The organism is Bythopirellula superficialaquae, assembly GCF_059632245.1.
The window spans coordinates 3,295,252-3,317,465 of sequence record NZ_CP197426.1 but is presented as its reverse complement, the minus strand read 5'-3'; the positions used below and the strand labels follow the sequence as shown (position 1 = coordinate 3,317,465).

Sequence of the window (22,214 nt, the reverse complement as noted above, 5' to 3'; positions counted from 1 at the left end):
ACATGATCAAGCAAGTTTGCCAACGACGGTCTCCATTGTTGTTGATAGCCCTGGCGTGTCTGGTGGCGATCAACACCGTCTCGGGCTGCGCTTCGACGAAGAAATCTTGGCGATACGCTAAGAACGGGGATTTTAAGCGAGCGGTCGGAATGAAGTCGAGCAAACCGCCCTTGCCGGAAGTGCCCACAAGAATCGTCAGCACCTGGACCGATACGGTGCTCCAACGCACGGGTAAAGCGCCCCAACGTGGCTTTGGCGGCCGGATTATCTTCTTCAATCGAGAGTCTGAAGATCCGATTCGTGTGGAAGGTCAATTGGTTGTGTATGCTTACGACGAAACAGACCGCAAGCCGCACGAAACCCATCCGACGCGGAAGTATGTTTTTCCCAAGGAATCGTTTGTGCGGCACGAAAGCGATTCGCAGCTGGGGCCCTCTTACAGCGTTTGGATTCCCTGGGATGAAGTTGGGGGGGACATCAAGCAGATCAGCCTGATTGCTCGCTTTGATCCCGATGGTGCAAATTATGTGATGGGCGAGCAAACGAAGCATCTTCTGCCAGGCGTAAGCAAGGAAGACCGTCAACATCTTGTTCAAGAAGCGGGCGTCAGGAAGGTCGACATTGCTCAGCATACGGAAAAACCCTTGGTGCAAAACCTCGTGCAACAACTTTCAGCCGAAACAACTGTGAAAGAGCAGAAAGCTGAAAAAGCCGAGACAGGTATGTCGACCACGACGATATCGCTGCCCAAGAGGTGGGAAAAACGTCTTAGCTCGCCCAAGAAATAGCGAACTCTATTCTTCTTGTTCAAGACTGGGATCAACGGTCAAACGATTTTCGATCGTCGATATTCCAGGTTCCAAAGAGATCATTTTCTCGACCAAGGCCTTGTGGTGGTCGCTGGCCACGGTGCCTTCCAGGGTGAGCGTTCGCCCTTCCATCGCGATGCGCGAATCGGTCACTCCCAGGTCATTCAGGCTGCTTGATAATCGTGTCTGAACGTCGCTATTCACCTGCTGCATGGTGCCCAGCGGTGTTTCAAACGCGGGACGCAGCTTTACGCGAACGGGAGGCGTGCGGTTGTCGCCACCACTACGACCGCCGCGATCACGCATATCGTTGAGATTCTCGATCATAAAATCAAACATCGCCGTTCGACCTTGGGCTCCCCGGCGGTTGCGAAAAAGATCTTGAACCTGATCAGAGTTGCTGCCGATGAAGCCATTCTGACCGGGAGCCAGTTGATTGGTGCCGCCTTGGCCCATGCCTCCGAAGGCTCCGCCGCCCGTGCTGCCCGATCCAAAACCGCCCGATGCTCCAAAACCTCCTTGCCCGCCGGCTCTGCTTTGACCGCGGCCAACACCTTGTCCCCCACCGCCTTGGCCGCTGAGTCCAAAGGCACTTTGACCCATACCGCCTTGTCCGCCTTGCTGCATCGGATTGCGCCCTTGCGCTGCGCAAAAACTCGCGAACATAGCGCCGCCAGCGAGGCTCATAAAGAGAGGAATGATAAGCGTGCGAAGCGTCATGACTTTATTCCCGCGGTGGTTCCACATTCAGACTTTTATTATAACAACGAAGCGGGAATCGAACCAAACGGCTGGAAGGAACACGTTTTATGGCTGATTTCAAAGTCACCGAACTTGCGGATGATCTCGATTTCGACAGCTTGGCGTATTGGGACGTTGTCATCATTGGAGCCGGCCCTGCGGGGTTGGCGGCGAGTTTGACGACCGCTCATCGTGGTTTGACGACACTGGTGATCGAAGCCAAAGACAAACCGGGTGGACAGCCGCAATTTCTTTACGCCGACAAAAAGATTGTCGACATTCCCGGCTTTCCCGATGGGATTAGTGGCGAAGAACTCTCGGCACGCACCTATCGGCAAGCAGTCGACGCCCTGGTGCAGTTTCGATTCAATGACGAGCTCGTAACGATTGAAGACACCAATCAAGAAGAAAAAGGGGACGTTCTTAAGAAGGTTGTCACTAAGAATGGCGAGTATCTGTGCCGCAAGGTTTTGATAGCCTGTGGACTTTTGCATTATCCACGTGCCTTGCCGGTGGTGGATGCACTTGAATCCAAGAAGGTGTTCTACAAGATTCCCAAAATCGGCGACTATGATGGCCGACGGATTGTTGTGGTGGGTGGCGGCGACTCGGCCCTTGATGCCGCGGTGATGGCTCAAGAGCGCAACGGCCAAGTCGACGTCGTGGTCCGCGAGGAAGTGCCTGTCGCGAAATCCGATAGCGTGACGCGCTTTCGTCAGGCGGGTGGTACCGTGCACTGTAGCACGGAAATTTCTCGGGCTTGGTTCCAAGCAGGCGAAATTGCCTTGGAACTCACAACCGGGCAGCAAATCCTTGCCGATTATGTGGTGGTACAGATTGGCTTTCTCTCGGCCAAGGAAACCTTTCAACGTCTTAATCTTCGACTCAATGAAGATGGCAGCATTGCGGTCGACCCTTATTTTGAAACGAGTCGGCGCGGGATTTTCGCCATCGGCGATGTGCATGGAGACATCAAGCTCATCACCGTGGCCTGGGCCGAAGGGATTCAAGCGGCCATTTATGCCTTTAAAGAAATCACGAGCCCTTATTGGCTCAACGAAAAGCGGTTACGTGACCAAAAAATCGCCATGATCGGCGACAAGATCTCCCAGGCCGCGCGTTCTCGTGGCGGAGTTTAGTTGGTTCAGGATTGTTCGTAGTTCTTTTTAACCTTTGGCTCGCATCGCCATTAGAATTGCACCCCGCCACCCTTGATCGCGGCTGACGCTCCACTGGATGTCGCAATTGGTGGGGGAACTATCAAAACAGGCTTGTTTGTTGACAGCGGCGTAGGATTGCTTCACCGTGGTTAAGAACCATTCCTTGCCTTTGGCTGACATCTCGGTGAGTCCACCCCCGATGATGAAAATGTCGGGGTGCAGCACGGCGGCAACACTTGCGAAGAGGGCACCGAACATGATCGCCCAATCATCCAATAGCCAACGGCAGAAGGCGTCTTGTTGCTTATCGGCAAAGGTGCGAACTTCGTAGGCGGCGCGCTTCGCCCCTTCTTGATGAAGCTCTTTGAGTCGGGCCACGACTTCCGGATTGACGCTTTGACCACGCGACTGCAGATCTTTGGTGATCAACGCCGTGCCGGCATCACTCAATGCCCAAGTGATACGTCGCACGAGCCCCGATAACGATGCGCGTGATTCCACACACTGTTTGGCTCCGCAACCACACGTGGGAAACGGATCGTCGGCGAAGCGTTCTGCATAGGCAGCCGGCGGTGTGATTTTCATATGACCCAATTCACCCGCTTGCCCCAAGCCAAAAAAGACTCGCCCGTCCGCAATGATGCAGCCGCCCAGGCCCGTGCCGGTGGTTGCAAAGACCGTCGTTCGCGAGGCGGTGGTGCTGCCAAAGCGAGTGAAGTCTTCGTCCTGGCCCGCGGCGTTGGCATCGTTACAAGCAAAAACCGGAATCGCCCGACCTGCCATCTTTTCGATTTCCGCGGCCAGCAGTTCTCCAAACGGCACCTGCCAGAGATGCTTAGTTTCGGGCGTGCCCAAATTCGGCACGCTCAAAATCAGTCCTTCGGCCGAGCAAGGGCAAGGGACGGTCACCGCGATGTCGGCGATGTCGCTCCAGCGGGCATCGACCTTGTTAAGAACGGCTTGCACGCCGTTGGTGATTTGGCTGATGGTTTTTTGCGGACCTTCTTGGCTCAGGCTCGCGCATTTGACCAATTCAGGAGTCAGAATCGTCGTTGCACTCAAATCGGTGGCCCCGAGCTTGATGTCGCTGCCACCGAGGTCCACGCCGATGCGGATTGAAGTTTGTTGATTATGCATGAAATTGTTGCTGATGTTCTCGTTACTAAGGACGTTCCGCTGAAATGTATTCTGACAAAGTCGATCGTGATATGTTACCTGACAAAGCCATTTTTCGCCTACCCCGACACGGGGATTCGCTTGCGGAGATTCGCGTGGATCGCCATAATTTCCGGCCTGAACTCATCACAATTTCATCATTTGGAAATCGCCCATGTTTATCGTCACGAACTCGCACGGCATGACTGCCAAATGGTTTTCGCGTGGAGCCACGCTGGCGGAATTGCACGTGCCCGACCGTTTGGGGAAACTCGACGACGTGGTGCTCGGTTTCGATACGGTGGGTGAATACGATTCGGGGGCGAACCATCATTTCGGTTGCACGACGGGTCGGTTTGCTAATCGCATTCGGCATGGCAAGTTCACACTCGATGGCGTGGCTTATCAACTGGCGATCAACAATGGTCCCAATCATTTGCACGGTGGTATTTCGCGAAGCTTGGATAAGGTGAAGTGGTCGGGGGAGCAGCTTTCCGACAAATTGGGCGTGAAATTTACTTACGAAAGCCCCGCCGGTGAAGAAATGTTCCCCGGCACGCTCAACTGCACGGTCACTTACACCTTGAGCGAAGACAATGCCTTGCGGATCGATTACGAAGCAACCACCGACAAGCCGACGATTATCAACCTGACGAACCACAGTTACTTTAATCTTTCCGGCCACGACGGACCGAGCATTGTCGATCACGAGCTGATGATCGACGCCGACCGTTACACGGTTGTCGATGAGCATTTGATTCCGACCGGCGAGTTTGCCGAAGTGGCTGGCACGCCGCTTGATTTTCGCACGCGGCATGCGATTGGCGATCGCATTGCCGACACGAACGGCGGGTATGACCAAAACTATGTGCTTAACGGGAAGTGGGGCACATTGCGTCCGATCGCCGAGGTGCTCGATCCCAAGTCTCGCCGGGTGATGCGCGTCGCCACCGATCAGCCGGGCGTGCAGCTTTACACGGGCAATCACCTGTCGGGCCAGTCAGGCAAAAAGGGCGTGCCGTATCACAACCAATGTGCGTTCTGTTTGGAAACGCAAAATTTTCCCAATGCGCCGAACCATCCCAATTTCCCGTCGGCGGTGTTGCGGCCGGGGGAAACGTATCGTCAGACGTGTATTTATGCGTTTGATAATGCGTGAGTAAGCTGGCGAGAATTCACGTCAGCGGGACGCTGCCGGCTAACATGCAATGACGACTAACTAATCGTCGAATCGGATTTCCAGAATCTCAAAACGATTTGTTCCTGCGGGGACTTCGATCGCGACTTTTTCGCCGACCTTCTTGCCTATCAAGCCTTGTGCGAGAGGGCTGGTGACGAGAATCTTGCCAGCGTCGTAATCCTCCTCGCCCGCACCGACGAGCGTGAACACCTCGGTATCGCCGAAGTCGAGGTCTTTGACTTTGACCGTCGCGCTGAAGACGACCTGATCCTTGGGAAGGGAGGCAATGTCGACAATATCCGCCCGGGCGATCTTGTCCTTGAGCATGTTGATCTTAGCTTGGAGCAGGCCTTGGCTTTCACGAGCGCCATGGTACTCGGCGTTTTCGCTCAAATCGCCTTCGGCCCGCGCGGTCGCGATCCGCTTTTCGATGAGCGGCATTTGCTCGTTTTCTAAGTCGTAAATCTCGGCTTTGATTTTATCGTAGCCGGTACGGGTCATGGGCATGCGATCGGACATAGCGAGGTCAGTCGGTTAAAGGTGAGTCGGTGAGGAGCTGAAGAAATGGTAAGAATCGACCTGATTACTTACTCACTTACTAACCCACTCACCATTTCAAACAAAATGGGCCTCCCTCGCGGAAGACCCAAGACATGACGATAGCGTTGATCCCCATTTATACCTTATTCCGAGAGACGATAAAAGCCCCTGGAAAATAGGATGGTTTTACAGACTGGGAATCATTCGTCACCCGAATTCTGTGTTCTATTTTATCTGCTAGAACACGGGTAATAAGTAAATTGGAAATGAGAATCGAGAAAGTTAAATTCAATCACTCGGCCAGATACAACAAGCTGCCGCAGGATTTGCAGAAGATGGGTCGGGAAAGCAATAGATCGTTCTGCATGTTGAGCGTGATTTGTTGGCCGCAGCCTTGGCACACCATGTCTTCGACCGAGGCCATGCCCTCAGCACCTTTGCCCTGGATCACCCGGCGATAATCGTCCTTGAGCGTGGCAGGCAAGTTTTTCTCAGCTTCGGCAAGTTCGGCTTCCAGACGAGTGATATCTCCTTGAACAATTGCGCTCTCGGCGGCCACGCTGTCGCGATACTTTAAGAGATCGTTTTTCACGGCGGCCAAGGCTGTCTCTGCTTCCTTGACTTGCACGGCGAGCTGATCGATCTTGTCCATCCCTTCGAGAATTTCGTCAGCCAGCACGCTATTGGCCATTTCGGCGGCGGCGATTTGTTCTACAAATGTTTGATATTCGCGGTTGGAATTCGCTCCGTTGAGCTTCACGCGATAGTCGACGATCTTTTGCTCGCTCGTCTTGAGATCGAGTTGTTTGTGATCGAGGATTTTCTTTGCGTCCTTCACGCGATCTTGCGCGGCGGTGAGCAAGGCTTCCTGCTGGGCGACGTTGGACTGGCGAGCCTTCACTTGACGCGGGCCGCGGGCCAAACGCTCGTTCAGATCGCTCAGCTGAGTATGAATACGATGCAACTCGCGAAGCACCGCTGTGGATACGGACATGAGAAACTCCGTTGGCAATGCGATCAGCATCGCGTTCGATGGGTTATCAAAAAGCTACCCATCATTGTAGCGAGAAATTCCGTCTTCAACAGCGGGCCTCCATTTGAGTGGTAACAGCATAAAAAAAGCCCCGGCCACAAGGGCCGGGGCTCGCTGTAAATAGAATTTGCAGGATCGACTATGCCGCGGCGGCAAGTTCTTCCACGGGAGTGTCATCCCAGACTTCTGCCTCGGCAATCACTGGGCTGTCGGCGACGTACTCGCTCAGCTCGGAACTGCGGACCGGGTGTTGCAACTTCGATACGGCTTTGGCTTCGATCTGTCGCACACGTTCGCGGGTCACCTTGAAAATGCGGCCCACTTCTTCGAGCGTGTAGCAATAGCCATCGGCCAAGCCGTAACGCAGACGCACGATTTCTCGCTCGCGAAAAGTCAGAGTCTTAAGCAACTCTTCAATCTTTTCGCGAAGCAAACCGTTGTTGGCTAGCTTGAGAGGATTGTCCGAGTGCGAATCTTCGACAAACTCGCCGAAGCTGCAATCATCTCCTTCACCGATGGGGCGATCCAAGCTCACCGGCGTACGACCGATGTCGAGCACGTGTAGGCTTTCGTCGAGATCGATTCCCGCGGCCAGAGCGGTTTCTTCATGGGTGGGCATGCGGCCCAGCTCATGCTGCAAACGCTTGGCGGTTTGCTGCAACTTGCTCAGCACGTCGATCATGTGCACGGGGATACGAATCGTGCGGGCTTGATCGGCGATGGCTCGCGTGATCGCCTGACGAATCCACCACGTGGCGTAGGTCGAAAACTTGAAGCCACGGCGGTATTCATACTTATCAACGGCACGCATCAGGCCAGTGTTGCCTTCTTGGATCAGGTCCAAGAAGCTCATGCCGCGGTTGCGGTATTTCTTGGCAATCGAAACGACCAAGCGGAGGTTGCCGCTGGAAAGTTCGCGCTTCACTCGCTCAAATTCACGCAATTGCTTGCGGAGAAGTTGGCAACGGGTACGCAAGCTGCGGGGGGATTCCAAAGTCTTGAGCATCAAGTCGTGAAGCTCGCGACGAACTGGTTCCGTCCGCGTGGCGGGGGCGCCTTCGGCTTTGAGTTGCTGAAGATGCTTTTGGAGACGATCCATTTTCGCGGACAAATCTTCGAGGACTTTCATCATCGGTTGCACACGCCGAGTGCGAAGGCTCATTTCTTCGACGAGTTGCAGCATCTTTGCCCGACGGCGGAGATAACGCTGGCGAGCCGCCGACTTATCGTCCGAAGCTGCACTGCGGCTGATGAGAACGCTAAAATCTTGTTGTTGCATTTTCATCAGGTGCGACAACGTCGACAAATTTGTCGGCATCCGTGCGGAGATTTGCTCCTTGGTGAGCCGCTCGGTGAGCGACACTTTGATCGTGCGATCAAAAGGCAATTCGCCGGCGTGGACTTTGTGCAAAACCTCGACGGTGTTGGCCAAGGCACAGAATGAACGGAGCAGGTTGCGGCGGAACCGCTTGCGGCTTAATTCAATCTTCTTGGCCATGATGATCTCTTCCTCGCGATTCAAGAGAGGAATGCGACACATCTGCGAGAGATACATCCGGATCGGATCGTCGGTCAGCTTGGGCAATTCGTCGGTGAACAGCTCGCGGTCGCCGAGATTGACTTCTTCGGCAAGACGGCGTGTGGTGCCTTCGGCTTCGATAAAATCGATCCGCAAGGCATCGGCCAAATCGAGCAAGCGGTCAACGTGATTCGAATCGGCGCACTCGTCGGGCAAATAAGAATCGGCTTGTTGATAAGTGAGGAAGCCTTGCGATTGGGCCAAGGCAGCGAGTTCTTGGAGCGAAATCTTGGCTGGGGACGAAGATTTCAATGGGGTCGTAGCGGGGGTCATCAATAACTCCTCCTGCACTTCATGTGCATGTGGAAAAGTTGCGGGGGATCACCTGCCAAGCCTCTCACCCATCCGTGGGCGCGGAACCTGCTTGACGGCGTTTGGACTCATCCTTTCGTTTCAGGTCATTAAACAAAGCAGCCAGCGCTTGATCTTCATTGCCGGGATCAAGTCGCTTCTGCGAAAACTCGGACATGGCCGACTGGTGACGGGCCGATTGTTTCTTGTGCTCGAGCAGCATCAACAGATCGCTGACGCGGCGTTGGCTGTCGCTCGTTTTTTTCTCGCGACCGGTTTCATCGCAGTCTACGAGCAAATTTTTGATGTCGGGGTCGTTCGTGGCAAGCATCAATTGATCGAACGTGGGCACTTGCCCCGCGTGCATGATCTCGACGGCTTTGATGTAAATGCCGCGGCAGACTTCGTGGGGAATTTCTTCGGTGTCGAGCTGCTCGGCGAGTAGCGGGAGAATTTCGGGCTCGTGGATGACAAGCTCCAAAAGTTCGCGTTCCCAGGGTTGCAACGCGACTCTCTTGGCCGCAACCACGGCGGCTTGAGTCGGTGTGCGTTGCAGGGAACGAGCCGACTGCTCGCGACGCACGGCACCCAGGCGGGTACGTAATGTTTCTTCACCGATGCCGAACTGCCGCGAGAGGCGAGCGAAAACTTGTTGCTCGCGAACGAGACTGATCGACGTAGAATGTCCGCTCATCGGCAACGCTCGAGCGAGCGTGCCGAGAATTTCTTCCACGGCCAGTGAGGCACGATGGGTTCCAGGGGCTGATGCCAATCCGTTGGTCACAGCGTGTATCTTATGATCGAGGGCATCGAGAGATTTATTGAGCCTCTCTCGAAAGGCTTCGCTTCCTTGCGATGAGATAACATCACATGGATCGGCCCCGCTTGGCAAGGTCAGAATTCGTAAATCTATTTCTTGTGACACGAAGAGTGCTAGCAGTTCGTCGAGGATCTGCATCGTGCGGCGTTGGCCCGCTTCATCGCCGTCGAGAACAAGCGTCACGCTATCAGTAAACCGGCGCACAAGCGGAATATGTTTTTCACCGAGTGCGGTGCCCAACACGGCCACGGCGTTGTTGATGCCGTGCTGATGCGCCATGATGACATCGGTGTAACCTTCCATCACGATGAGGCCTTGCTCCTTGGCGATAGCATCGCGGGCCATATCGAGCGCATAGAGTTCAGAACTCTTGCTGAAGAGGGGCGTTTCCGGACTGTTGATGTATTTTGCTTCGGTGCGTTCGGGATTCGACGGCGTTGTACCAGGCAGAATGCGGCCACCAAACGCGATGCAGCGTGACCGCGCATCGCGAATCGAAAACAACACGCGCCCACGGAAGCGGTCGTAGTAGCTGCCGTTCTTGTCGCTCTTGAGAACCAGTCCCACGCGCTCCAAGACGGCGGGTGAGAAACTGGTCTCGCGGGCTTTGTCCAACAGCCACTGCCAAGCGTCAGGCGAATAGCCCAGTCGAAAGCGTCTGACGCTCTCATCGCTGATGCCACGATCTGTGAGATACTGGCGAGCACCTTCGGCGGTGGGTGATTGCAGCAGGTATTGGTGAAACTCGCCCTCCGCCCAGGCCATCGCGGCGAGCAGGTTGCGTTTGTCAAACTGATTCGCACCAGCCGCTTGCGGCTTAGCGTTTAACGAAACTCCCGCGCGATCGGCAAGCATTTCCAGCGCTTCGCGAAACTCCAAACCCTCGGCCCGCATGAGGAAACTAAAAATGTCGCCGCCGACGTCGCAGACCCAGCACTTGAACGATTGCCGTTCGGGATTCACTTGGAAGCTGGGACGGGAATCATCGTGCCAGGGGCACAGGCCCACGAAATTGCGCCCCTGACGGCGCAACGACATATAGCTCCCCACGAGATCGACAATGTCGATCGCCTGGCGGATCTGTTCTTTGGCGTCTTGGAGGTCGTTAAGTGGCACGGTGTATCGTCGTGGGGTCGCAAAATTCAAACCCCATTAGACGATGTTCCAGCGCAAGAAGGTAGGGCCTAATTCTCGCGCGATTGCGACCGACGAAATTAGAGCGATGGCTCTCTCGGCTTCGCCGCGACGGTCACTTCCAGCGTGAGCTCACGAGTTCCACGGCCATCTCGACGGACGATTTCCACGGGCACGGTCTTGCCAATCGGCGTGCCGGCGATGGTCCGACTTAAAAGCGTCGGATCAGAAAATTCGGTGCCATCCCATTTGAGAATCACATCACCACCGCGCAAGCCCGCATCGCTGGCGGGGGTGTCAGGCTGCACGAGGACGACAATCACGCCTTTATCTTTTTCGAGGCCCAACAACTGGGCGACGTTGTCGGTCATCGCCTCGGGACGAACACCCAGGTAGCCGCGTTCCACGGAACCGGTTTTGCGGAGTTGCTCGTAGCTCGCTTTGGCGATGGAGCTGGGAATCGAAAAACTGATTCCCTGATAGGTGGGGCCGTAGATGGCCGTGTTGATGCCGACGATCTTACCTTCAAAGTTCACCAGTGGCCCGCCGCTGTTGCCGGGATTCACCGCGGCGTCGGTCTGCAAGAATTCCTGATAGACGGAATTTTGGCCACGTTCGGTGGTAATGCCGCGGCGTTCCTTAGCGCTCAAAATGCCGAACGTAATACTTTTCTGAAATCCAAACGGACTTCCCAGGGCCCACACCCATTCGCCCACGTCGAGGTTGTCGCTATCGCCCCATTCGGCGGCATGCAAATCTTTCAGTTCCGTTTTCAATAGGGCCACATCCACGAGCGGATCCGAGCCAATCACACTGGCATTGCCGCGACGGCCGTCGCTGAGTTGTACTTCGAGCGAATCAACCCCTTCCACAACGTGATAGTTGGTAATGATGTAGCCATCTTTATCGACGATCACGCCCGAGCCTTGGCCGAGGCCTTGCCCGTGATGGGTGCGCAGATGAACGACACTCGGGCCGACATAGTGAGCTAATAACTTTGATGCATCGTTGAGCTGCATCAAATTCAAATTCTGGATGTGATCGCTAGCCACATCGAACTGGGCACGCTCTTCGGCTTCGACCATCGCGTAGCGAACGCGATAAACCAACGACGGCAACACCAACATCACGACCAGCAGGCTGAAGAACCACAGCAAGCGACGCAACCGCGAAAGATCCTGCTGCGTGACCGGGGCCTCGTCGGCCGGGACGCGGGGATGCGGTTGTGGAGTGAATGAAGGGTGATAATGCGAGACAGATAAGGGTCGGGAGTCGTTATCGGGCGTTTCATAGCTCATGGCATGAACCCTGACTTGTTCGTTAGTATTTTATTTACCACGAATCAGACGAATAGTACGAATAAGAGAAGAGTAACCGCTGACGTTCGCTCATAAACGCTTAGGAATTGTGGAGCGACTATGAGTATCAACGAGCGGTATTAGACTTGTTCCTTATTCGTGCCGATTCGTGTCATTCGTGGTTTCCAAAAAACGGAAAAGGTGCTCAAGCACGGCCCGCTTTCTATCCGCTGACGGCCAGCGGTTCATTATACTACGATTACTTGTTTTGTGTTGTTTGAGCCAGCTACGAGAAAACTTGGGCCAATTTCGAGGACGAGAAAAGCCCGTGCCACCGTTATTTTTTCCCGATCCGAACCGTTCTTCGCCCGAAGGCATCGTGGCCGTCGGGGGCGATCTTGCGCCGGAAAAGTTGCTGGACGCCTATCGCCACGGGATTTTTCCTTGGCCACAGACCGGCATCGAGCCCATGTTGTGGTGGTCCCCCGATCCACGGGCCATCATGCCACTCGACGGTTTTCAGGCCTCGCGAAGGCTGTTGCGGCGAGTCCGGTCAGGGCAATTCACCGTCACCCGTGATCGGGACTTTCGCAAGGTGATGAACGGTTGTGCTACGGGCCCCGGTCGCGAAGAAGGGACCTGGATCACGCCCGACATCATCGACGCATATACCCTGCTGCACGAGCTAGGCCATGCGCACAGTGTGGAAGTTTGGGAAGCTGGGGAACTCGTCGGTGGAACCTACGGCATCGCGATCGGCGGACTCTTTGCCGCGGAGAGTATGTTCCACCGAGTGCGCGATGCCTCGAAGGTCGCGCTGTTCTCATTGGTCGAGCATCTCAACGCCCGCGGTTATCAACTACTCGACGTGCAACAGTGGACGCCCCACACGGGAAGCTTGGGCGTGATTGAAGTTCGGCGGAGGCAGTATTTGAAGAGGTTGGCGGAGGTGGTGGAGATGGACGTGGAGTTTGGTACTTTCACTTAGCTGGATCGCCACGCGATCAGGGAGTTCGGCCAAGCTTTCGCAGGTTGTTTCAACAGTTGCGGACACTGTTTCGGCCAAGACAAGATGGCCTCGATAGCATAATAGGTATATTTGACCAGATTTAGTATTGACAAGAACGCGATTTATTGTTATACTCACGGGCTCGAATAGGAAAAATTATGCAGGTTAATTCTTCTATTATTTTGTATTGCTTATTCGTCACGGTTGTTTTGCAGCCCGCATCAGCACAAGAACGTGTACATGTAGATGGCTATTTTCGAAACGACGGAACCTATGTAAGACCTCACACGCGATCTTTGCCGAGTAGGGGATATACAGGCAATTTTTCATACTCAGAAACTCGAAATCCTTTCACAGGTATGTATGGTGGTAGACATTACGCTCCCATCGGATATGGTCAGTTTGTGTATTTTTCCAAACCGGCAAGTTATCGCAGGAATGTTGATAACTCATGGCGATCAGATGTGAAGGCTAATGTTGAAGCTAAATGGAACGCTTGGAGATTAGAGGTCAGAGCCAAAAATGAACGAAGAAATGCAACTAGTTCAGGTTACAGGCTGGTGTCGCACCGAGCTATCGAATCTTCAAGAGTTGCTTCTCGTTCTTCATCTGCCTTGCCGCACCAAAAGTTGCCACGTCTAGAGATTCGTAAATGGCATAGTATCGACGGTCGGTTTTCGGAGATTGCTATACTGCACAGCGTTTCTAGATCCAACATAGTTCGTTTGTATAGAGTTGCCGATGGGAAGCGGTTAGTAATCCCTTTAGAAAAGCTGTGTCTCGAAGACCAAGAATATGTTCGTGAAAAGTTAGCTCAGGCTGGTGATTATTTGAGACCTTTTAGCGAAAGAGCTTTAAATCAATTTGCACAATCAAAATAGCATTTATCTCTAATAACTTCGTGATCGCAGACTGGTTTTGGTGAGGAATTTCAGTTTGAGAGACAGGGAGTATGGCCAAGTATGAATATGGCTTCAATAACTGCTTCTGACAACTTTTGCATTTCCTGTTGAGCAGGGTTTGCAAGACGAGTCAATAGATTGGTGTCGACCAAAATCTTTATGAACCATTGGCACCGTAGATGGAATCACGGCTGTCATCCATATGGGGGTTCCCTTTTCGCGGCCTGCGACTCCACTCTCTAAAAGAGGTAATCCACTCATCAACAGAAAACGACGGTTGAAGATCGCCATTTGTCGAATGCTCACGGAGAAGCCGGATTGCCTCTGACAACGCTTCTTGTTGATCCGTGAATAGACCTGAAGAAACAACTTCTTCGAGCAGTTTTTCGTCCTGTGGAGAAATAATGGTTGCCATAAGATTACCCTCTTATGTCAATTGTAGCAGTCATTGATGCAGGAAAATAGCTTGTAAGAACTGCTTTGCCTGAATGGCCTTATTGATATCCAACGTCCTCGGACCGCGCGTCAGTCCGGCTAACAGATGTCTTCACGCGATCAACGGCCTGAGTACATTATGGCTAATCTTGAGAGATTGCAGCCGACGTTCGATGCTGCCGCCGAAGGCGTGGTCTTCGACTTCCACGCAGACCGGGCCGTCGTAACCGGCGTCGGAGAGAGCGCCGATGAACTTGCCCCAATTCACATCGCCGAGCCCTGGGATTTTGGCTGAGCAGCGCTCCATGGGGGGAACCAGCGAACCGACGTCATCGAGTTTGTGACGATCCACACGCATGTCCTTGGCATGTGTGTGAAATATCTTGGGGCCGAACTCGCGGATGGGGGCGATGGGGTCGATCAACTGCATGACCAGATGCGACGGATCGTAATTCAAACCAAAATGATCGGACGGAATCGTTTCGAACATTCGCCGCCAAATCGCGGGCGTACGGGCCAAGTTCACACCAAACGGCCAGGTTTGAGGGAAGAGCATCGGGCAATTCTCGATGCCGATGCGGATGTTGCGATCCTCGGCCTGCTTGATGAGGAATGGCCATACCTGCTCGAACTTTTTCATGTTCTCGTCCAGTGGCAAGGTGTGATTCGCGCCAATGAACGAGTTGACCGTGCCGAGGCCCAGCTTCACCGCGGCATCCATCACCTTGGGCAAATGCTCGCAAGCCACGCGGGCTTGCTCCTCATCCGCCGACAGCGGGACGGAGTAATAACCGAGCGCCGAAATTTGCACGGCGTATTTTTCACACAGGGCACGCACGTCTTCGGCTTGCCCTTGTGAAAATTCCGTGACGTCGATGTGCATGACGCCCCCGAATTTGCGGTCCGGACCCCCCGGCGGCCAGCACATCACCTCAACGCAGTCGTAGCCGAGGGTTGAGGCATGTTGCAGAACTTGCTCGAGGTCCAAGTCGCCAAAGATCGCGGATACAAATCCAAGTTGCATAGTGTTACACCTTCAAAGTCATTCTGGGGCCAGTTCTCAAAATTTATGGCTGCGACTCGAAGAATTTAGATTTAGTTTTGATAGGCCGTCCATGCGTGTAGGTAATGCAGGCCAGATTCTTTGGTCGCCTGGCTCTCTCAGAATGACTTGAGTTAGCCGCTCACTACCTGAAACGCCTTTTCTAAATCATCTTGCAAATCTTGAACCGCTTCCAGTCCCACGGAGAGGCGGATTAAGCCGTCGGTGATGCCGTGTTTGGCGCGGTCGGCGGGGTCGTAGCTGGCGTGCGACATCGACGCTGGTTGCTCGATGAGCGATTCGACGGCTCCCAAACTGACGGCAAGCTGGAACAATTCGGTTGCTTGCACGAATCGCTTGGTTTGCTGGAAATCGCCTTTGAGCTCAAAGGTGAGCATGGCTCCAAAACCGCCAGTCATTTGCCGCTTGGCGATTTCGTGACCAGGATGGCTGCTCAGGCCGGGATACAACACGCGGTTCACTTGCGCGTGCTTCGCAAGCCATTCGGCGAGTTGGAATGCCGTGCGGCTTTGTTCGCGGACACGCAATTCGAGCGTCTTGATTCCACGAGAACAAAGAAAACATTCCAACGGGCCCATGATGGCGCCTGTGGCATTCTGCACAAAGTACAGTTCGTCACGGAGCTCTTTGTCGCGCATGACCAGCGCGCCTCCCATGAGGTCGCTGTGCCCGCCGAGATATTTGGTGGCCGAGTGCATCACGATATCGGCACCCAGCTCCAAGGGTCGCGTTAGCACGGGGGTCGCAAACGTGCTGTCGACACCTAGAAGCACGCCATGCTTGTGTGCAATCTCGGCACAGGCGGCGATGTCGGTGATCGACATGCGGGGATTTCCCGGGCTTTCGATCCACACGAGCTTGGTTGAGGGGGTAATGGCCGCATCGAGATTTGCCGGATCCGTGGCGTCGACGAGCGAAACGGTGATGCCAGCGCGGTTGGCGACTTTATGAAACAGCCGATAGCTGCCGCCGTAAATATCGCTGCCGGCGACGATGTGATCACCCGACTTGAGCATCGCGGTGACACAATGCGTGGCGGCCATGCCACTGGCGAAGGCGAGCGCACCGTAGCCACCTTCGAGTGAAGCGAGTGTCGTTTCGAGAGCTTTGCGGGTAGGATTGCCGCTGCGGGAGTAGTCAAACTCGCCCCATTCGCCGGCGCCAGGCTGGACAAAGGTCGACGCCATATGGATCGGCGCAACCACGGCCCCTGTTGTTGGACAGCGATCGTTACCAACATGAATCGCGCGAGTTCTGAATTCCATTACATCACACTCCCAGACACAAACAACAGAACACTAATAACCGCTCATCGAACACTAATGGAATTCATTAGCGTTGATCAGCGAAGATTAGTGTTCCTGCGTATTTTTCGATTTTCCGCTCTTAGCTTTTTAACGCTTGCTCCAAATCGGCAATGAGATCCTCGGTGTTCTCGATGCCGCAGGAGAGCCGGATCATGTTGTCGGCGATGCCGAATTCGCGGCGATCCTCGGGCGTGCATTGATAGTAGCTCATCACGAGTGGCTGCTCGATCAACGATTCCACACCGCCCAAGCTCGGGGCGATTCGAGGAATCTTCACCGCATCGATGATGTTGGCCGTCTCGCGCCAGTCGGCATCCTTCACGTAGAACGTGATCAGGCCACCGAAACCACGCATCGTCTCGCGAGCGATTTCGTAATAGGGATGCGATGGAAGACCGGGGTAGAGCACACGCTCGATTCGGGGATGGTTTTCCAAGAACTCGGCGATGCGGATGCCATTCTGGTTGTGCCGCTGCATCCGCAGCTCGAATGTTTTCAAGCCGCGTGACAACAAGTAGATATTTTGCGGACCGTTGACGGCACCCATGATGCCGCGGAGTTTGCGAACCGGTTCGAGCTTTTCCTTCGAACCGCAAATCACACCCGCCAGCAAGTCATTGTGACCGCCCAAATACTTGGTGGCTGAATGCAGTACGTAATCGATACCTGCGGAGATGGGTCGCAAATTATAAGGCGTTGCCAACGTGGCATCGATCAATGTCTCGACGCCGTACTCCTTGCCAATCGACGCGAAGCGTTCGAGGTCGATGCAGCTCATGTGCGGATTGGTGGGCGATTCGCTGATCAGCAGCTTGGTGTGCGGATTGATGGCCGCTTCCATGGCTTCGTAGTCACCGGTGCGAACTTGGCGCGTCACAACGCCAAATCGCGAGAGATGCTTCGTACAGAATTCGCGGCTGCGGTGGTAGCATTCATCGAAGAACACCACTTCGTCGCAGGAACTGAGCTTGGCGGTCAATAGTCCGACGAATGCGGCCATGCCACTCGAATAAAGGATCGCGTCCTCGGCCCCTTCCAACGCGGCCAGTTTGCGCTCGACCACTTTTTCACCCGGGTTTCCGTAGCGACCATATTCTTCGCGGACTTGATTCTGTTCGATGAAGTCGATCACCGATTGGGTGTCGGTGAAGGTGTAGGTCGACGCGCAGAAGATCGGGTCGGTGATCGCATCGCCCGGCTTTTGCCGAGCTTCACCCGCATGGACCGACAGCGTGGAAAAATCGTCGGCGAAGCCCGGACAGGAATCGTCGGGTTTGTTGTCCCGCGAAGAAGATCCAGCACTCGTCGGTGGCTTTGACATTTCAACGTGACTCATGATGTTTCGGTGGGGCTAGGGTTTGAATTTTGATGCTGGTTTGAGGTAGGCAAACCAAATTCCGTTGGGCAACAAAAAAAGCCGCATCTACGCTCGGTAAATGCGGCTTTGCTTAAAGCTTTTCAATTGTTGCTGCCCAGCACCAATGTCCCCGAAGGAACTCCATGAAGTAGGCAGGCTCTGGCTTTTTAGCAGTTTCGGCTGCAAGCGGCCACAAATCCCGAGTTAACCCAAGTTTACGTTTCACTGGGGACGATTGCAAGCTCGTGACACGGGTGAATCCGTGATTTCGGGGAAATAGGCAATGTGACATGGCAATTTAGGTGGGATCACCTGCTTCACTTGGTTGATAGACAATCTTGACCGATCGACAGGGGACTGCGACGATCCCCACCCCCGCAGATCTTTCCCCACTCCATGATGGTGTCCCATGACCCTTCGTCTTGCGCAGTCTGTCGTACTCGCTTCGAATATGTTAGTCGCTGGTTGTATGTCTCCCTATTACGCTGATCGTGGCGCTGGCTTCGGAGCACTGGCTGGTGCAGGAACAGGTGCGATTATCGGCGAGGCCACGGGTGGCAACGCGGCCGGTGGCGCGCTGATCGGTGCGGGATTGGGGGCGATTACTGGTGGTGTCGTTGGTTCAGGCATGGATGAGATGCAAGCCCGCAACCGGGCCGAGATTGCCGCGGCGATGGGCCGACAGGTTCCCGCCGGTGCCGCCACGATTGATGAGGTCGTCGCAATGAGCCGTTCGGGCGTCGACCCGCTGCTGATTCAGAATTATGTGCGGACGTCGGGGATGGCACGGCCGCTGGCCGCCTCGGATGTAATCTATTTGCACAATCAGGGCGTCTCGACCGACGTGATTCAAGTAATGCAAAGTCCGCCCATGCCAACCCGGACCGTGGTTGCTCAGGTTCCTCCGCCAGTGATCGTGGAAGAGCATTACTACGGTCCGCCGATGTGTCATCCGCACTACGGCTACCGCTGCGGCTATCCCGGGCCACGAACGAGTTTCGGCTTCACGGTTGTGAAGTAATATAAAGAACGGTGATTATCACTAATCCTTGCTAATCAATTATTAGTGAGTATTAGCGGAGATTAGTGTTCTATAGCCTTCCCAATGCGTGGCCGCCAAGCGAAACTTCTTTTTATGAGAGCAGAAGTTATATCCATCGGCGATGAAATGACCACGGGGCAGCGGCTCGATACCAACAGCCAATGGCTCAGCCAGCGGCTTACCGAGCTCGGTTTGGAGGTTGCGTTCCACACGACCGTGGGGGATGAGCTAGCCGATAATGTCGCCGTGTTTCGCGCGGCATTCGAGCGGGCCGACGTTGTTGTGACGACGGGTGGATTAGGTCCCACGGCGGATGACCTCACACGTGATGCGATAGCTGCCGCGACTGGGACTAAACTGTGGCGCGATGCGTCGTCGCTGGCCCACATCGAACGGCTGTTCCAAGCGCGCGGACGCGAGATGCCCGCTCGGAATGTTGTACAAGCTGATTTTCCAGAAGGGGCAGTCCCCATTCTCAATGCGCACGGTACCGCCCCCGGGATTGAGATGATCGTCTCACGGGAAGAGCGTCCCCCTTGCATCATATTCGCGTTACCCGGCGTGCCCGTCGAGATGACCGAGATGTGGCACTCGACCGTGGCTCCGCGGATCAACCAACTCCAACCAGATCATGGTGTGATTCGCCATCGTCGCATCAAGTGTTTCGGCACGGGAGAAAGTCAGCTCGAAGCGATGCTGCCTGACCTCATTCGCCGAGGCCGCGAACCGAAGGTGGGGATCACCGTGAGCGATGCCACGATCACATTGCGGATCACGGCTACGGGCATTGATGAATCCACCTGCCTTTGCGCAATTGAACCGATCGAGAGCGTGATTCGCCAGTCACTCGGAAACCTCATTTTCGGTGAGGAAGAGGATGAGCTCGAACACGTCGTCATGCGTTTGTTGATGGAGCGCGGACAAACCCTGGCGATCGCGGAATGGGCGACGGCGGGAATGTTAACACGATTACTTACTGACCTTGATCCTGCGGCCCACGTTTTTCTGCGTGGTGCCGTGATTGAGAATTTCGCGCAACTCAACTCGCTGTGCGAGATTCCGGAGAACACTGAGCCGCATGATGTCGCGGTTGCCGTGGCGATGGCTGAAGCAATGCGGGTCAATGCACGTGCCGACTGGGGGCTTGCGGTTGCTGCTTATCCCGCGGATCCTTTCGCCGCGGATGCTCATATTAGTATCGCGATCGCGGGGGCCGACGCCACACGCAAGCTCCGATTTGGCTGTGCGAGCCACCCGGCGATATTGCAAACGCGCACCGCCAAGCAAGCGCTCAATGCCTTGCGGCTAGAACTGACGAAGTGACTTCGTCGATGGGCTCGTCTATACTTTCGACATGAAAGTCCGCCTCGCTGCCGCCGCACTCAACCAAACTCCCCTTGCTTGGGAACATAATCGCGCGAATATCGTCGCCGCGATTCATGCGGCCCGTGACGGCGGGGCAAGCCTTGTTTGCCTGCCTGAACTGTGCATCAGCGGCTATGGGTGTGAGGATGCATTTTTCTCGCGTGGTGTTCAAGAAACTTCGCTGGAGATGCTCGGCGAGATTTTGCCTGCCACTCAGGGGATCGCAATTGCGCTGGGCTTGCCGCTGGTCGTGGAGGGCCAGATTTATAATGCGTGTGCCTTTGCCTGTGACGGCCGCTTGATGGGTTTTGTTCTTAAGCAATGGCTAGCGGGCGATGGGATCCACTACGAGCCGAGGTGGTTCAAACCTTGGCCAGCGGGGAAGGTAAGCGAAGTTGAGTGCTTAGGAGAAAAGTTTCCCGCGGGTGATCTGACTTTTTCTTGCGAGGGCATTAAGATCGGCATGGAAATCTGCCGGGATGCTTGGATGATCGAGCGCACCGGCAAGCAACTTTGCGCGCGCGGGGTTGATATTATTTTGAACCCCAGCGGCAGCCATTTTGCTTTTGCTAAGCAGGACATTCGCCGCGATATTGTTCTTCGCGGCAGCCGAGATTTTGGGACGAGCTACGTCTACACGAACTTGCTCGGCAACGAAGCAGGCAACGTTCTTTACGACGGCGGAACATTGATCGCGACCGGTGGTGAGCTTGTGGCGATTGGGCCGCGATTTTCGTTTCAAGATATCGTGGTGACTCAGGCGGATGTCGATGTAGAAGCGACCCGTGCCAACCGCGTGGCGAATTCTTTCAAAGACGCCGGTGGGATCACGCTCGATTGCGGCTTTAAGCTGCCAGCTCCGACTATTGCTTGCCCGCCCGTACCGCAAAGCGATTGGGATGGCTCGCCCCCGCCGAAGGAAGAAGAATTTCCGCGGGCCGTGGCGCTGTGCTTGTTTGATTACCTACGCAAGAGCAGGGCAGGGGGCTTTGTTATTTCGCTCAGCGGCGGGGCCGATTCGGCTACCGTGGCGACGATGGTGTGGATGATGGTGAAGCTAGGGCTGGCGGAACTGGGACATGCCGAGTTTTGTAAGAAGCTTGGACATCTGCCAAGCTTGGCTCAAACAAAAATGGCCGAAGACATCGTCGGCCAAATTCTGAGTTGCGTCTATCAATCGACGCGCAATAGCGGTGACGTGACGTACAACGCTGCCCGTACCGTGGCTCAGGCGATCGGCGCGAAGTTCTTGCAGTGGAACATTGATACGCTCGTGGATGGCTACGTCGAAACGGTTTCCGAGGCTGTCGGGCGCAAGATAACTTGGCAAAACGATGATACGGCTTTGCAAAATATTCAAGCGCGCACGCGTGCACCGGGGGCTTGGTTGCTGGCGAATCTCACGGGGGCTTTGTTGCTCACGACCAGCAACCGTAGCGAGGCAGCGGTGGGTTATGCCACGATGGATGGTGACACGGCTGGCGGATTGGCTCCGATTGGGGGGATCGATAAAGCTTATTTGCTGGAGTGGCTCACATGGATGGAAACAGTCGGCCCAGCCGGAGTGGGGCCGCTGCCGGCGCTGTCGGTGATCAACTCACAAGCTCCCACGGCGGAACTGCGGCCCAAATCAGAAGGCCAAACCGATGAGGGCGATTTGATGCCCTACCGCGTGCTCGACGCGATTGAACGAGCGGCGATTCGTGACAAGCTCATGCCACTGGAAGTATTTCACGTCGTATGTAAGAAGTTTCCCGACTACAGCGCTGCTCAATTGGGTGCGTGGGTCGAAAAGTTTTTCGTCCTTTTCTGTCGCAACCAATGGAAGCGCGAACGGTACGCCCCGTCGTTTCATCTCGACGATGAAAATCTCGATCCGAAGAGTTGGTGCCGGTTCCCGATTTTGTCGGGAGGATTTGAGCGTGAACTTGCGGAGTTGCGTGCTGCGTTAGCCGGCAGTGTTCCACTGCCGTGAATGGGATTTCGCGCAAAAA

General features: G+C 54.8%; 19 protein-coding genes. 8 read left to right on the top strand and 11 right to left on the bottom strand.

Features of this window, described 5'->3' with window-relative positions; translation table 11 throughout:
* Positions 1 to 2: 2 nt before the first annotated feature.
* Complete coding sequence (locus tag SH678x_RS13575; protein WP_496918996.1) at positions 3 to 788, top strand: hypothetical protein; 786 nt, start codon at positions 3 to 5, stop codon at positions 786 to 788.
* A 6-nt stretch (positions 789 to 794) separates the two neighbouring features.
* On the opposite strand, the gene SH678x_RS13570 is transcribed toward SH678x_RS13575, so the two are convergent.
* Complete coding sequence (locus SH678x_RS13570; RefSeq protein WP_496918995.1) at positions 795 to 1,529, bottom strand: BON domain-containing protein; 735 nt, start codon at positions 1,527 to 1,529, stop codon at positions 795 to 797.
* A gap of 89 nt (positions 1,530 to 1,618) precedes the next feature.
* Between SH678x_RS13570 and SH678x_RS13565 the strand changes: the two genes are divergently transcribed.
* Positions 1,619 to 2,689, top strand: coding sequence for an NAD(P)/FAD-dependent oxidoreductase (locus SH678x_RS13565; RefSeq protein WP_496918994.1), 1,071 nt, complete (start codon positions 1,619 to 1,621; stop codon positions 2,687 to 2,689).
* Between the two features lie 27 nt (positions 2,690 to 2,716).
* Here SH678x_RS13565 and SH678x_RS13560 read toward each other — a convergent pair whose 3' ends face one another.
* Positions 2,717 to 3,847 (bottom strand): ROK family protein, encoded by a 1,131-nt coding sequence (locus SH678x_RS13560; RefSeq protein ID WP_496918993.1) that lies wholly within the window; start codon positions 3,845 to 3,847, stop codon positions 2,717 to 2,719.
* Positions 3,848 to 4,040: 193 nt separating this feature from the next.
* On the opposite strand from SH678x_RS13560, the gene SH678x_RS13555 reads away from it, so the two are divergent.
* A complete protein-coding gene (locus SH678x_RS13555; protein ID WP_496918992.1) occupies positions 4,041 to 5,024 on the top strand; it encodes an aldose epimerase family protein in 984 nt (327 codons plus the stop codon).
* A 60-nt stretch (positions 5,025 to 5,084) separates the two neighbouring features.
* On the opposite strand, the gene greA is transcribed toward SH678x_RS13555, so the two are convergent.
* The 5 genes from greA to SH678x_RS13530 form a co-directional block, all read right to left on the bottom strand.
* Positions 5,085 to 5,564, bottom strand: coding sequence for a transcription elongation factor GreA (gene greA / locus SH678x_RS13550; protein ID WP_496918991.1), 480 nt, complete (start codon positions 5,562 to 5,564; stop codon positions 5,085 to 5,087).
* Positions 5,565 to 5,877: 313 nt separating this feature from the next.
* Positions 5,878 to 6,579, bottom strand: a complete 702-nt coding sequence (locus SH678x_RS13545; RefSeq protein ID WP_496918990.1) for a zinc ribbon domain-containing protein — start codon at positions 6,577 to 6,579, stop codon at positions 5,878 to 5,880.
* 178 nt (positions 6,580 to 6,757) lie between these two features.
* The gene (locus SH678x_RS13540; protein WP_496918989.1) at positions 6,758 to 8,470 is read right to left on the bottom strand and encodes a sigma-70 family RNA polymerase sigma factor; all 1,713 of its coding nucleotides are present in this window, start codon (positions 8,468 to 8,470) and stop codon (positions 6,758 to 6,760) included.
* 64 nt (positions 8,471 to 8,534) lie between these two features.
* On the bottom strand, positions 8,535 to 10,424 hold the full coding sequence (gene dnaG, locus SH678x_RS13535; RefSeq protein WP_496918988.1) for a DNA primase: 1,890 nt from the start codon (positions 10,422 to 10,424) through the stop codon (positions 8,535 to 8,537).
* Positions 10,425 to 10,522: 98 nt separating this feature from the next.
* On the bottom strand, positions 10,523 to 11,740 hold the full coding sequence (locus SH678x_RS13530) for a S1C family serine protease (RefSeq protein ID WP_496918987.1): 1,218 nt from the start codon (positions 11,738 to 11,740) through the stop codon (positions 10,523 to 10,525).
* Between the two features lie 328 nt (positions 11,741 to 12,068).
* On the opposite strand from SH678x_RS13530, the gene aat reads away from it, so the two are divergent.
* Both aat and SH678x_RS13520 read left to right on the top strand, forming a co-directional pair.
* Positions 12,069 to 12,728 carry a leucyl/phenylalanyl-tRNA--protein transferase gene (gene aat, locus SH678x_RS13525; RefSeq protein WP_496918986.1) on the top strand — a complete coding sequence of 220 codons (660 nt, stop codon included), beginning with the start codon at positions 12,069 to 12,071 and terminating at the stop codon, positions 12,726 to 12,728.
* Between the two features lie 179 nt (positions 12,729 to 12,907).
* A complete protein-coding gene (locus tag SH678x_RS13520; protein WP_496918985.1) occupies positions 12,908 to 13,630 on the top strand; it encodes a hypothetical protein in 723 nt (240 codons plus the stop codon).
* A gap of 178 nt (positions 13,631 to 13,808) precedes the next feature.
* Here SH678x_RS13520 and SH678x_RS13515 read toward each other — a convergent pair whose 3' ends face one another.
* The 4 genes from SH678x_RS13515 to SH678x_RS13500 all read right to left on the bottom strand — a co-directional run bounded on the left by SH678x_RS13515 (position 13,809) and on the right by SH678x_RS13500 (position 17,792).
* Positions 13,809 to 14,066: a hypothetical protein gene (locus SH678x_RS13515; RefSeq protein WP_496918984.1), complete on the bottom strand. Its 258-nt coding sequence runs from the start codon at positions 14,064 to 14,066 to the stop codon at positions 13,809 to 13,811.
* Between the two features lie 132 nt (positions 14,067 to 14,198).
* Positions 14,199 to 15,110 (bottom strand): sugar phosphate isomerase/epimerase family protein, encoded by a 912-nt coding sequence (locus SH678x_RS13510; RefSeq protein ID WP_496918983.1) that lies wholly within the window; start codon positions 15,108 to 15,110, stop codon positions 14,199 to 14,201.
* 152 nt (positions 15,111 to 15,262) lie between these two features.
* Positions 15,263 to 16,414 (bottom strand): trans-sulfuration enzyme family protein, encoded by a 1,152-nt coding sequence (locus SH678x_RS13505; RefSeq protein WP_496918982.1) that lies wholly within the window; start codon positions 16,412 to 16,414, stop codon positions 15,263 to 15,265.
* 121 nt (positions 16,415 to 16,535) lie between these two features.
* Positions 16,536 to 17,792 (bottom strand): trans-sulfuration enzyme family protein, encoded by a 1,257-nt coding sequence (locus tag SH678x_RS13500; RefSeq protein ID WP_496918981.1) that lies wholly within the window; start codon positions 17,790 to 17,792, stop codon positions 16,536 to 16,538.
* A gap of 430 nt (positions 17,793 to 18,222) precedes the next feature.
* On the opposite strand from SH678x_RS13500, the gene SH678x_RS13495 reads away from it, so the two are divergent.
* The 3 genes from SH678x_RS13495 (at position 18,223) to nadE (ending at position 22,195) form a co-directional block, all read left to right on the top strand.
* Positions 18,223 to 18,834 carry a YMGG-like glycine zipper-containing protein gene (locus SH678x_RS13495; protein WP_496918980.1) on the top strand — a complete coding sequence of 204 codons (612 nt, stop codon included), beginning with the start codon at positions 18,223 to 18,225 and terminating at the stop codon, positions 18,832 to 18,834.
* Positions 18,835 to 18,948: 114 nt separating this feature from the next.
* Positions 18,949 to 20,178, top strand: a complete 1,230-nt coding sequence (locus SH678x_RS13490; RefSeq protein WP_496918979.1) for a CinA family nicotinamide mononucleotide deamidase-related protein — start codon at positions 18,949 to 18,951, stop codon at positions 20,176 to 20,178.
* Between the two features lie 31 nt (positions 20,179 to 20,209).
* Positions 20,210 to 22,195 carry an NAD(+) synthase gene (gene nadE / locus SH678x_RS13485; RefSeq protein ID WP_496918978.1) on the top strand — a complete coding sequence of 662 codons (1,986 nt, stop codon included), beginning with the start codon at positions 20,210 to 20,212 and terminating at the stop codon, positions 22,193 to 22,195.
* Positions 22,196 to 22,214 lie beyond the last annotated feature (19 nt).